Annotated in this window: 13 protein-coding genes; 4 read left to right on the top strand and 9 right to left on the bottom strand. The window is 50.0% G+C overall.

What is annotated here, in order from left to right; genetic code table 11:
* Positions 1 to 20: 20 nt before the first annotated feature.
* Positions 21 to 1,739 (bottom strand): bifunctional protein-serine/threonine kinase/phosphatase, encoded by a 1,719-nt coding sequence (locus KHS78_RS14960; protein WP_211829274.1) that lies wholly within the window; start codon positions 1,737 to 1,739, stop codon positions 21 to 23.
* A 57-nt stretch (positions 1,740 to 1,796) separates the two neighbouring features.
* A complete protein-coding gene (locus KHS78_RS14955) occupies positions 1,797 to 2,630 on the bottom strand; it encodes a formate/nitrite transporter family protein (protein WP_211829273.1) in 834 nt (277 codons plus the stop codon).
* Between the two features lie 519 nt (positions 2,631 to 3,149).
* Here KHS78_RS14955 and KHS78_RS14950 point away from each other — a divergent pair.
* From KHS78_RS14950 to KHS78_RS14935, 4 genes are all read left to right on the top strand, one after another.
* Complete coding sequence (locus KHS78_RS14950) at positions 3,150 to 4,016, top strand: GNAT family N-acetyltransferase (protein WP_211829272.1); 867 nt, start codon at positions 3,150 to 3,152, stop codon at positions 4,014 to 4,016.
* A gap of 135 nt (positions 4,017 to 4,151) precedes the next feature.
* Entirely contained in the window at positions 4,152 to 4,487 is a 336-nt protein-coding gene (locus KHS78_RS14945; RefSeq protein ID WP_343216921.1) for a GNAT family N-acetyltransferase, read from the top strand.
* A gap of 360 nt (positions 4,488 to 4,847) precedes the next feature.
* On the top strand, positions 4,848 to 5,252 hold the full coding sequence (locus tag KHS78_RS14940; RefSeq protein ID WP_211829271.1) for a nuclear transport factor 2 family protein: 405 nt from the start codon (positions 4,848 to 4,850) through the stop codon (positions 5,250 to 5,252).
* Positions 5,253 to 5,659: 407 nt separating this feature from the next.
* Positions 5,660 to 6,955, top strand: coding sequence for a hypothetical protein (locus tag KHS78_RS14935; protein WP_211829270.1), 1,296 nt, complete (start codon positions 5,660 to 5,662; stop codon positions 6,953 to 6,955).
* 130 nt (positions 6,956 to 7,085) lie between these two features.
* Here KHS78_RS14935 and KHS78_RS14930 read toward each other — a convergent pair whose 3' ends face one another.
* From KHS78_RS14930 to KHS78_RS14900, 7 genes are all read right to left on the bottom strand, one after another.
* On the bottom strand, positions 7,086 to 7,472 hold the full coding sequence (locus KHS78_RS14930; RefSeq protein ID WP_211829269.1) for a VOC family protein: 387 nt from the start codon (positions 7,470 to 7,472) through the stop codon (positions 7,086 to 7,088).
* Positions 7,473 to 7,665: 193 nt separating this feature from the next.
* Complete coding sequence (locus tag KHS78_RS14925; RefSeq protein ID WP_211829268.1) at positions 7,666 to 8,514, bottom strand: DUF3626 domain-containing protein; 849 nt, start codon at positions 8,512 to 8,514, stop codon at positions 7,666 to 7,668.
* A gap of 79 nt (positions 8,515 to 8,593) precedes the next feature.
* On the bottom strand, positions 8,594 to 9,073 hold the full coding sequence (locus KHS78_RS14920) for a thioesterase family protein (RefSeq protein ID WP_211829267.1): 480 nt from the start codon (positions 9,071 to 9,073) through the stop codon (positions 8,594 to 8,596).
* A 228-nt stretch (positions 9,074 to 9,301) separates the two neighbouring features.
* Positions 9,302 to 10,204, bottom strand: coding sequence for a homocysteine S-methyltransferase family protein (locus tag KHS78_RS14915; RefSeq protein ID WP_211829266.1), 903 nt, complete (start codon positions 10,202 to 10,204; stop codon positions 9,302 to 9,304).
* Between the two features lie 175 nt (positions 10,205 to 10,379).
* Positions 10,380 to 10,757: an MmcQ/YjbR family DNA-binding protein gene (locus KHS78_RS14910; protein ID WP_211829265.1), complete on the bottom strand. Its 378-nt coding sequence runs from the start codon at positions 10,755 to 10,757 to the stop codon at positions 10,380 to 10,382.
* A gap of 73 nt (positions 10,758 to 10,830) precedes the next feature.
* The gene (locus KHS78_RS14905; protein ID WP_211829264.1) at positions 10,831 to 11,145 is read right to left on the bottom strand and encodes a hypothetical protein; all 315 of its coding nucleotides are present in this window, start codon (positions 11,143 to 11,145) and stop codon (positions 10,831 to 10,833) included.
* Positions 11,146 to 11,306: 161 nt separating this feature from the next.
* Positions 11,307 to 11,729: a hypothetical protein gene (locus tag KHS78_RS14900; RefSeq protein ID WP_211829263.1), complete on the bottom strand. Its 423-nt coding sequence runs from the start codon at positions 11,727 to 11,729 to the stop codon at positions 11,307 to 11,309.
* Positions 11,730 to 11,991: the final 262 nt, after the last annotated feature.

Here is an 11,991-nt window from a genome sequence, read left to right as displayed (position 1 = left end):
AGTCGTTTGTTTTCTTCTTGTCATTGGAACAGCAGAGACAGGATGATCAGTGCCAACACCAAACTGATTCCCTGCCAGACGATAACCGGGTTTCGCTTTATCAGCGGTGGTCGGGCTTTATTGAGAAACCTGGGGTTGGGTTTACGCAGGTCGTGAATAAATTCAAACAGTTCTTCATAGCGACGCTCCGGTAGCGAGTGGACGGCCTTGTGGATGGCCTCATCGACCCAGGCAGGAATCGCTTGGTCCTCCGCCAGCACGGTGCGATACACCAGCTTGCGCTGCGCGGCACGCGTTTTGGTTTTGGCCACCTCGTTGCCATAGGGGTATTGGCCAGACAGGAGGAAGTGGGTGATCACACCGAGGGCGAACAGGTCTGACTGCGGTGTCCCCGGTTCTCCCAGGAAATATTCCGGCGCACTGTAAAGCGCGGTGCCGAGCAGGTGGGTCAGCGGCGTTTCCGTCACGTTTTCCTGCAGACCCGCCACGCTGACGGAACCAAAATCCATGATTCTGACTGTGCCGGTAGGGTCGATCATGATGTTTTCCGGCCGCAGGTCCTGGTGCAGCATCTCCATCCGGTGAAAGGCATGAAGCCCCCGGGCGATCTGCTCGATGATCTGGCGTACGGTGGTGATGTCCGGTTTGGGATTGTCGGTGGCCCACTGGGCCAGTGTCTGCCCTTCTATATATTCAAAGACCGTGTAGAGAGCAGTGCGTGGTCGCTCGGCCAGGTCCGCTTTCAGGACATACGGACTGCTGATGCGCCGGGCAATCCATTCTTCCTGCAGGAAGCGTTCAAGGTGTGCCATATCGCTGCCTACCGCGATGGTCGGCACTTTCAATACTACGGTTTTTTTTGATTCGTTATCCTGCGCGAGGTAAACATAGCTGCGGCTACTGGCATGGAGTTCCCGCATGATGGTGTAGCCATCAAATACGGTTCGGGCACTGAGCCTGGGCGGGATGGGCAGACTTTCCAGTTGCTGCCTGATGGTGCTGGTGGCGTCCGGCAAGTCATCAATGCGCACCAGCTGAATACTCAGGTTGTCATCACTGCCCTGTTGGAGGGCGAGGGCGATAAGGGTTCTGGCCGCCGTATCAAGATCGTCCTGATGGCTCTGAACGGTCTCGATCAGACGTTCCGGGGAAATGAAGTCATAGAGGCCATCGGAGCTAATGATGAACAGGTCATCTGGTTGTATACGCAGTGTGTGGTAATCCACATGGCAGTAAGGTTCAACGCCCAGCGTACGACTCAGGTAGCTTTGTTCGCGGGTGACCCAGACGCGGTGGTCATTGGTCAGCTGTTCCAGACCGTTGCTGTTCAGCCGGTAGATACGGGTATCGCCGACATGGAAGACATGCGCCGTATGATGTTTCAGCACCAGAGCGCTGAGGGTACAGACGTAGCCTTTGTCTTTGTCGTACTGGCCAAGGCCGTGACGGCTCTGGGAATACAGCCAGGAGTTGGTGGCTGTCAGCACCCGTTCCACGGCGCTTTTGACGGACCAGGCTTCGGAGGTGCAGTAATAATCGTCCAGCAGGCTTTTTACGGCGGTTTCACTGGCGACATGGCTGACCTCACTGCTGCTGATGCCATCCGCCATGGCCACGGCGATGCCTTTCATCGTCAGCAGGCCATCCTGCGGGATACGAATCCCATGGCAGTCCTGGTTTTCGGGCTTGAGGCCCTTGTCGGTATGCTGTCCGACGGAGACCGTTAACGCTGGTGTCATAAAGTCTCTACAAGCGTTAGACACCCCAGCCCGCCAGGGGCCGAGGTGTGGGTTGAATTACGCTGCTTCTTTCAGCAGTGGCTCGACCGGGCGCTTGGGCGCGGTTCTGATATGGGTGGTGTACAGCGTCAGGCCGGTGAAGGCCAGACCGCCGACCAGGTTACCCAGGGCCGTAGGGATTTCATTCCAGATGAAGTAATCCATGACCGAGAAGTCACCGCCCATGATCAGGCCGAAGGGGAACAGGAACATGTTGACCACCGAGTGTTCAAACCCCATGAAGAAGAACAGCATGATCGGCATCCACATGGCCAGTACCTTGCCGCTGACGGTGGTGGAGATCATGGCGCCGACAACGCCCATGGAAACCATCCAGTTACACAGCATGCCGCGGATGAAGATGGTGAACCAGCCGGCCACGCCATATTCGGCATAACCCAGTGTCCGTGCCTCGCCGATACCGGCCACCTTGCTCCCGATAGCGCCGGCTTCTGCGTTGAAACCGTAGGTAAAAACGAAGGCCATCATGAAGGCAACCGTGAGCGCGCCGGCGAAATTGCCCAGGAACACCAGGCCCCAGTTGCGCAGGATGGCGGAAGGCGTCACGCCGGGGCGCCGGTCAAGCCAGGCCAGCGGCGCCAGTACGAAGACTCCCGTGAGCAGGTCAAAGCCCATCAGGTAGAGCATGCAGAAACCCACGGGGAACAGGACGGCGCCCAGCAGGAAACTGCCGGTCTTGACGGCTACTGTAATGGCAAACACGGCGGCCAGGGCCAGGATGGCGCCGGCCATGTAACCCCGGATCAGGGTATCGCGGGTGGACATGAAAACCTTGGATTCGCCGGCGTCCACCATTTTGGTGACGAACTCGGCAGGAGCTAGATAAGACATAAGCGTTCTCTGTTTGCCTGTGAGGGGAAGCAGTCACCGGGCGGGCTGCAGGTACAGTCATTGCCTGATGATGCTCCTGTAAAAGCAAGGGCTATGCCAGCGAGCTGCAGAGGGATAAATGGCGGGGGTAATGCTGAGAACTGTGCACTAAAAAAGTGATGCCATGGTTGTATGTGGCACGCTTTGGCGCGTTATTGAATACCGTGGTTGATTCCTGGGATGCGTACTATTGAACGAAATGTTGTTGAATTTGCGCCTTTCCGATCAAGGCACAGACAAAGCACGACCCTGTTATACAAGCAATAAGAACAATGACAATGCATAAAACTGTACAAGCATGACAAACTAAGTCTCTCTGGAAGCACTTTTCTGATACCGAAGAATGCTGTTTCCATCCTATCTAGCGGTCAGTGGTGTCACAGTATGTTCAGCGGCATCGACGGCTCACGCGATTCATCGACAAACAGCATCTGTCATCTAGTCTGAACACTCCGTGTTTTTTATATGGGAGTTGCTATTGTGTCTAACGCGTTAGAACTTCGAGAAATACAAAAGAACGAATTGCCCATTTTGCTGAAATGGTATCAGGATGCACAATGGAACCTTGGCTTAAACGATCTGGATACGTTTTCTGCCACTGAAACCGCCCATTTTTTTGTAGGCCTGCTCAATGGCAATATTGTGTCGTGTATTGCGGCGACAATCTATCAGGCTCACTATGCCTTTCTTGGATACTATTTTGTCGAACCTGATTCACTGAGAGGGAGAGGCTACGGCATACAAGTCTGGGATTATGCGTGTGAGGAGTTAGAACATAAGGGCATTCAGGGCATTGGGCTGGATGGAGTCATTGAACAAATCGACAACTACGCCAAAAAGGGATTCGTTAGCGCGTATCTTCACCAACGGCATGCCTATGAGGTCAATGGAAGTGAAGTCTGCGCCATCCCTATCAGTACCAAGCCCCCCTCCCGAAGTGAATTGATCGCGTTTGATGCTCAATACATTTCCGAACCACGCCCGAGTTTCGCTCACGCGTGGCTGACAGTTGATCCAACCAGGAAACACGCTACCATCCGTGCCTCGAATGGATCCATAACAGGCTATGCCGCAATACGTCAGGCGACGGAGGGATATCGCCTTGGACCGGTGTATGCTCTGAATCCAAACGATGCTGTTGATTTGATCAACAGCTTATGTGTTGGCTTGCCAAAAGGCACACCTGTATACCTTGATATTCCTCAAGCCAATACAAAGAGACAGGTGCTGATCGATTCACTCCATCTTGTACCCATAGAGTTTGACTGCATGCGTATGTATAAAGGGCGTGCACCTTCTGTGAATCTTGATGAGATATTTGCTGTGACCAGTTTAGAAATGGGCTGAGCGATATCTCGGATAATCTACCGCAATCATTGCTGCTGATAAGTAGGTAAAATGCCCAGGCAAAAGATGCCAGGTTCTGCAAAGTGCAAACTTGGCATAAACCGTTTTGGGTAGTGCAAACAGGTCATAGATACGATGTTAACGTTTGAAGAGACCTCGACCGAGATTGCCCCCATGCATCTACTCCTTGGGGCTGACCCCTCTGAAAAATGCATAAAGAACTATTTGAGGAATGCATGGTGTTTTGTCGCTCGTGATCAGGAACAAATAGCCGGTGTTTGCATTGCCAGGGAAATAAAGGCAGGTACTGCAGAAATTTTTAACATAGCCGTTGACCCAGCAGTTCAAGCCCAGGGGATCGGTACCCGCCTGCTGGTGTTCGCAGTGTCCTGTCTGAAAGACAAGCAGCTTAAATCCGTGGAACTGGGAACAGGTACCTTCGGTTATCAGTTAGCCTTCTACCAGCGGTAGGGATTTCGTGTTGAATCCATCATCAAGAATTTTTTTATTGATCATTATGATGAACCTGTTTTCGAAAACGGGATTCAGCATATAGACATGCTGCGCCTGGCCTGCGACCTGTCACATTACCCACCCAATATCACAAGGGGAGGGTGAACACTCGCTCACCGCTTTTCTGCGCCATTACTACCGCATGTTAGCGGCCGTGAATGATACAGACCAACGGGCAGATGACTATCCATCAAGATACGCCTTGCCCATCCTTTGAAATGAACTATAAAAACGCCGAGGTTTCTAAAGGCTTTATGCGCAGACTATGCATGAAAGCGGTTTGCGATTTAAGGAATAAACCCTGGCAGGAGGTACAACATGATGTCACCGGTTGATATCGTCAAAAATGTCTATGACAGTTTCTCTAAAGGTGATCTGGAAGGTTTCATCCAGATGTGTGATGAGAATATTGAATGGGTGGTCAACGGGCCGGCTTCTCTGGAAAAATGCCAGTCCTATCGTGGCAGGGAGGGCGTCAGGCAGTTCCTGGATATTCTTGAACGCACTTGGACTTTTCGTTCGTTCTCCGCTAACCAGTATATCCATGATGGTGATAGCGTGGTTGTGCTGGGTGATGAGACCGGTGATGACAAGGCAACAAACCAGCCCTTTGAGAATCGCTGGGCCCATGTATTCGATATCAAGGATGACAAGGTCATTCGTTTTCGGGAGTTCCTTTGCCACTGGTCAGGTAACGAGCATCCCCCCAAAATGAGTAAGTAACGTGTCTGATTAGCTATTGATGCAGTATTTTATCTATTCGAGGTGTACTAATGCTTAAGTGTTGCATCAAGGTTATAAAGCGATAGATATCGTGACCTCATTCAATGCATAGGGGCGGTATCAGCTGACACTTTGCTCAGTGATGATGGAGGGCGTTTGCTGGCCAATGAACGTGCATACGAATAGGAAATCACGTACGGAGAGGGAAAGGTAGACTTTAGTTGTATGTATCTATACAAAGCGATAAGTCTGACTTTGCTATTTATCGACTGATCATTTTCTAAAACATAATCGTTATAGTAACTGTTATTTATAGGGTGTTTTCATATTGATAGGGAACTTTTATCCAAAATAACTGACCAAATAGTTAGTCATTCGTTAATGGTATATAGAAGGGGTTGGTTGTCATGGATAAGAAGTGTGACTTGAGTTGTGGAAATTGCTTTTCATTGCGAAATAAAACTGGGGGAGCCACTGAAGCTGAAGCAGTACAAAGTGAAGCGAGTGGATTGAACAGAACTATATCAAACGAGAAAGTTGAATCTTTACAGCCAACACTTGATGAATCGAAAACAAGTGACAAGCGCTTGTGTGACCGGATTTGCGATTTATGGTTAATTCGTAAGATTATTGATTTTTTCAAAGGCCTTTTCAGTTCAAAAGAAGTCACTGATCCTGCCAGTGAAGAAACCATTACTGTCGACGATGAAAAAGGTGAAACTGCTGATTCTATCGTTTCGTATAAGCAGGCAAGCACTGATGACTTACGTGCACCAGGCGATGTCAGTGTGGAAGTGCAGGTTATTCTCGAAAAGCACAGTGATACATCAGACGTGTTAGCAGTCACTGGAAGTCATCTAATCAATATGAAAGAGCCAGTAAGTGATTCTGAGCCCGCCAGAGAAACATTATCAACAGATGTAAAGCATGAGCAGGAGAGTATGGTGGTACATCCTGAAGTACAGAATGTATCCCTTCAGGAAGACGTGGTTATTGAATTACAGCCTGCCAGTGATTCGGTCGTTCCACACACTGATGCCGAAAGTGAACTTAAGGAAGAGGCATTAGTTAAACCGCCACTGCCTGAATGTGTATTCGATGAATGGTCTAAAGATGGGAATGTTGAAGTGCAGAGAGAGGATCTGACGACAGAAAGTGTAACGCCATTGAACGGTATGTTATCGATAATTCATGAAAAGCCCGAATCAGGTTCTTGCATGACTTCTCTGAATGTTAATGTTGCAGATGCATCTGAGGATATAGGAGGAATATTCGTAGACATTTCTATTTCCCACGAATCAAACTCACTTTTGACAGCTGAAGATTATGAGGAAGTACTTGCTCTGAAATCATTTGAACGACATGAGCAAGAGTGTATGGAGGAAGAAGATAAGGAAAATAAACGGTCTCTGGAATATGCCGGTGCCTGGCTTAAAAGTGATGATAAGAAATCGTTAACGGCTCAGTTTACTCGTACGTCTAGCATGTTGAATCTGGATAATATTGCGAATCGTCGTAGAGGAAAAAGCAGAGGTGAAGCTGCGTCGGAATATTGTTCTGAACTCAGTAATAGAATCCCAACCCGTATGATAAAGATTAATGAAAGAACTAAGAAAAAGAAAGAGCAATTACAAGTGGAAAATCAGCACGGTGTTAGAATGCAGAGGCTTGGCTTTGGTCGGGCAGCTAAAAAAAGTACATAATTCGCAGAGTTGAAAGTGGCGCCTCCAGTTGTATAGGTACTGATATTTACTAACGAAGCCTGCTCTGACACATGACGATCTATGAGTTTTATGAGCCATAGATGAGATTACCTTTACGTCATACGGATGGTTAACGGTCGAGGTAAGTTGAAACTTCAATCAGATTACCGTCAGGGTCTCGAAAGTACACGGAATCAATAGCGCCTAGCGCGCCGGTACGCTGCACCGGTCCTTCGATAATCTCAACTGCGTTGCGTTTGAGGTGTTCCACCACCTCATCCGAAGGTGTATCGACGATAAAACAGATATCAACGCTGCCCGGCATTACCCGCTGTGCCTTGGGTTCAAATTCGTGGTGGAGTTGATGCAGATTGATTTTCTGTTTCCCAAAGATGAGCGCAACCCGGTTATCACCAAAAACGACTTTTTCCATACCCAGTACAGATTCATAAAAGGCAACCGTCTTTTCGATATTCGTCACCGTTAGTACTAAGTGATCCACTCGCAGTGCTTTCATCGACACCTCTGGTCTATTTCAGGCTTACGGATCCATTCACTGTTTGCAGATTTTCACTTTCTACACAGCCGGTATCAGTAAACGTAGCATCACGTGATAGAGGCTGCGTTGATATCCTTAGTTATACATTCTTTTTCAGCATCAGGCAGTTGGCTAACGTTAGGCCGAAAACACTATAGAATATAGCCTCCGGTTATTCCCGATCGTTTAAATCACCAAACCGGGCAAGGTAATGCCACACTTTTTTAACATCCTGTGCCGGGTATAACCCTGATCCAAAGGCGCATTCAATCAGCAATGGATTGAGGTGGCTATGTTCAGCAAGCGTTGTTGCCAGCGCCATAATATGTTCCCCGCGATAATTCGTGTGTGGCTGTAAGCTGGTGACATTGACTTGGAAACCGTTATGCCATTCGATGGCGCAATCCAGTTTGCTGGCCAGTTGCTCAACCTCGGTCCCCTGAAATACAGGATCTAAAACCAGTGCTTCTACATCAGACTTCAGACTGAGCTCGCCATGAATATGCGCCTCAATATAATTATCCAGAGCATCAAGCTGTGAGGATGCTGCCTGTTGAATCAAGGCGCCGACATGCTCATAGGTGGAAAAGGCCACCGGATTGAAGTAACTGTCTGGATAACAGAAGGTTGTTCTGCTTAACACGTGAGGGTGTAGCCGGAAGCAGGCGGAACCAAAACGGGGGGAACCGCCTGATCCCCGTCTTCGGTAATCAAGTGCGCCGTATTTTGGGCGAGCCTCCGGGCTGCAGTGGTCGTATACGCCGTTGAATGCACGACTTTCCCATTGCCACCGATCGCCTTCCGGATGGGCTGTCAGGCCACCGTTACTGGTTCCGGTCTCAAATTGTGATTTTATCAGACCGCTGCCCGCTAACGCTGCAAGGAGCGGGGTGCCGTCTTTGGTCCGTTGAGCAGGATGAAAGTTAATCGTGACGCAGGCTTCTTCTTGCGGCAGATGTCCCGTTGACTGCTGTTGGATAAACGCCATGGCACGTTCCTGCAGGGACAGATCTCGAACCATAAAAAGCCTTACTCCTAAACTCGATTTATATTGTTTGCAGCATCCAAGATGTTGTCTGGGCGCCAGGACAGATTAACACTCAACGGCCAGCATTTTTTGCCTCAAGCCTTTCAGTGACGGTTTGCATCACCTTTTCCGGGGGAATTACACCGGATTTGCTCAGCACACAACCCAGCGATGTGCCTTCCGCGACGACCTTGCCATTAACCAGAAAGGTATGAATCATGTGGAAGCTTTTCTCATTCCAGCCGGTGATTTGCATGGTGACTTCGTACTTCTGAAACGGATTCAGCGGTTTTTTATATTTCATGGTGTGTTCAGAAACAACGGGAATCCAGCCTTCCTTGTACATGGTTTTCGCCAGCCCCGTCCTGATGAACATATCAACGCGAGACAGATCGCAGATGGTCAGGTAGCGGCCGTTGTTCATGTGCAAATTGATATCCAGGTCATTGGGTAACACGCGCAGCACAAGTGAATTTTCGGGGTTAACGATGGGGAGCCGTGGCTTGAAGAACGACGCTAACAGCAAATAGATCATTCTAAAAATCAAACTCATTATCCACTCCAAATGATGTTGTTATTCGATGTTGGAGGTCCGCTACCGTGCGCTGCCCCATAGACGACGGTGAATGTTATTCGGTCTGGCAGCGTACGTCACGTGTGTTATGGATGGTGCTTCCTGCTGTAAAATTGGTGGCGAGTGATCGGGCCATTCGCTTTGGCCATTGAGAATGCTGAAGAGGGTAATGCAGGATCACGTTACGGTTGACTGATGGAAACGGTATTACCTGCCATGGTTTACCAGGTATTCAAGGTGTTCATTGCCTGTGCCGCAGCAGCCGCCTAAAACTTTGACGCCATAGTCACGATTGAGTTGCAGCATCAAATCCCCCCAAGCTTCCACGGGTTCAGACTTCAGCTCCGGTGAACCATCCAGTGCCGTATGATCCAGCGAGGAGGCGTTGGCCTGCATCCCCAACAGCCGTTTAAAAACCGCTGCCGGTTGCGCGCTCGGGTTAAGAAAGGCGGGGTAGGAGCAATTCACGAAATAGCCGAGCGGTGGTGTGGTGGCCTGGGAATCAATGATGTCAAAGGCGTCGGCCAGAGAGTGGCCGTCCAGTAGTTTGCCGTCTCTTCCGATGACGAAGCTGATGATATAAGGCTTACCGGTCATAGCCATGGCGTTGGCAATCCCCAGGGCTTCTTCAACACTGGGGAGTGTGACAGCAATGAGAAAATCCACTTCGCCGGTGGCCAGCTGCTCGATCTGCCAGGTGTGAAAACGGGTCGCTTCAGTGGCTGACAAACCTTCTTCGGGCCGGTAGCAGTCATTCCTGCAACCGATGGTGCCACCGATTTTCAGCGTACCGGTGTCGTTTGCGCGTTGTTTCAGTGTATGCAGAAACCTGGCCGCATCGCGATTGATGGCAGTGCTGATGCCGGACTGCTGAACCCTGTCCTTATTCGTTCGCCAGGTGGGTGTGCACAACAGGAGTGGTGTATCCGCCTGCTGGGCTATGCGGATGTAGTCATTGTAGATCTGCGAAAGTACCTTTGCGCCTTGCGCATCATAAATCAGGTGGGCGTGAACGATGTTGTCCAGGGCGATATCGCCCCTTCGTCGCAGTCTTTCAACAATGGCGGCTTCAGACAGCATGAAGTCATAACGGTCGAGGAAATCCTGCATCGGTACTCCGGGCGATAGGTTAACAAGGCGCAGCCAGCGGGGCAGAAACTCAGCGTTTCACTATAGCTGGCAAGGTGTCTGTCTGTAAGAGAATGATGCGTCGCTATCAGTGGGTAATAGCGACGCTTGTGGCGGGCAATGAAAGAAGGGAAATCAGGGAATGGGGAGAGGAGCGTTATTGGGTTTGAGTGACGGGTTCTAGCCCCAGTTCTTTCTGTTTTCGTTTGCTTAAGCCCGATGCAACCAGCCGGTGCGACGACGTGAGGTAATACTGTAGCGCCTCATCCGTTTCCGGGGTGCTGTCGTAGTGTTGTATCCACTTCATGCCGCGGGACGCAAAGTAAGGCGCGGGCCGGTAACCGGGCTGTTCACTGAGAAAGTGATAATTCAGTTCCGAGGTTTTGAAAATAAAGGCGGGGTTGCCTTCGCGCCCGAGACCGCCAATGGCAAAGACTTTCCCACCCACTTTCCAGACATGGGAATGGTTCCACTGCATGACATAGGTGGTGGCGGGGAGTGACTGACAAAAGGCATTGAACTCATCGTAGGTCACTCGGCGACTCCTTCGGCTTCATACCCCATTGGTGATCCGGCCCTGCCAGACGGCAGGTTACCGGTGTGCCCGGTTAACGCCCGTCCAGAATGTCGACGATTTCACGAGTGTTCTTGAGTACCCGAACAAATTTGCCGTCCAGCTCAAGAGTGACCGTTCCCTTGTCCGGGTTCGTCAGAACCACCTTGCCTTGTTTGTAGAGGTCTTTGTCCAGCTTACCGCCGACCTCCAGCTTTTTCTCCCAACCCGGAGGCAGGCTTTTGCCGGATTGAACCTTTTTCTGCAAACCCGGTGGCAGGTCTTTTTCCTTGTCATTCTTAGCGTGCGCCAACCCGCCAACACTGAGGGAAATGACCAGTGCAGTTAATAAGGCATGGGTTTTGTTCATGATCGTTAACTCGTATTGAATGGTATGGCCTTTCGCAGAAAGGCGCTCTGGCTGGCCTGTGTTGGAATGCGGTCAGATGATGAAGCGTAAGCGCATGACAGAATCATTGCTTAAACGTCTGTTGTCAATTGTGTAGTTGGCCGGTCTATAGCCCGGCCGTGTTAGAAGTCTGCTTTGTTGATAGGTGCATCGACGGTATCTATGATCAAACTGTGGTATTCAACAGCAAACCATTGCTTGAAAAGGTCAGTATCCAGTGTTTTTGGCCATAACGACTCATCTTGATGCCAGCCACTCAAAAAATCTTGTAGCAACACATCTGCATTGGTATAAGCCCAGATGGTTGCCAGCTCTTCGGTATCGACATCATCAGGAACAAGATACAGCTGACTATCACTGTTGACTTCTGGAAGGCTCAAGGGATCAATGTCCGGGATCGGAGCGGTTTGATTGATCCAGTCGACCGCAGGTTTCTTGGCTCTGAGTATTATTGCTGCTCTGTCTATTACCATTGATGTCACTCTATCTTGTGTTCTCAGGAATACGTTGATGCGAGAGGAGGTCTTCTTCAGTGCGGAGTCCATCGTCCCTGTGGTGCTAGCGTCGAGGATGGCACGGCGAGTAAAACAACCTTATGACAGATGGGTAAAGGGTATCGGCTTTGCCGTTATTTGCCAGTGTATTGGGACGTTTTTCTACAGACTGAACACTTGCGTGGGGGCTAAAGGCCCCCCACAGGACGCTGTTATCAGAGGGTGTTCTTACTGACAGGTATAGCCACTGTATTATCAGAGCTAGCAATCATTTGGTTCAAGCAGTATCCATGTGATTGCTTTGATGGACCTA

The organism is Kistimonas asteriae, assembly GCF_018263925.1.
Classification (GTDB): Bacteria; Pseudomonadota; Gammaproteobacteria; order Pseudomonadales; family Endozoicomonadaceae; genus Kistimonas; species Kistimonas asteriae.
The sequence above is the reverse complement of the archived record's forward strand: the minus strand, read 5'-3'. Positions and strand labels throughout refer to the sequence as shown.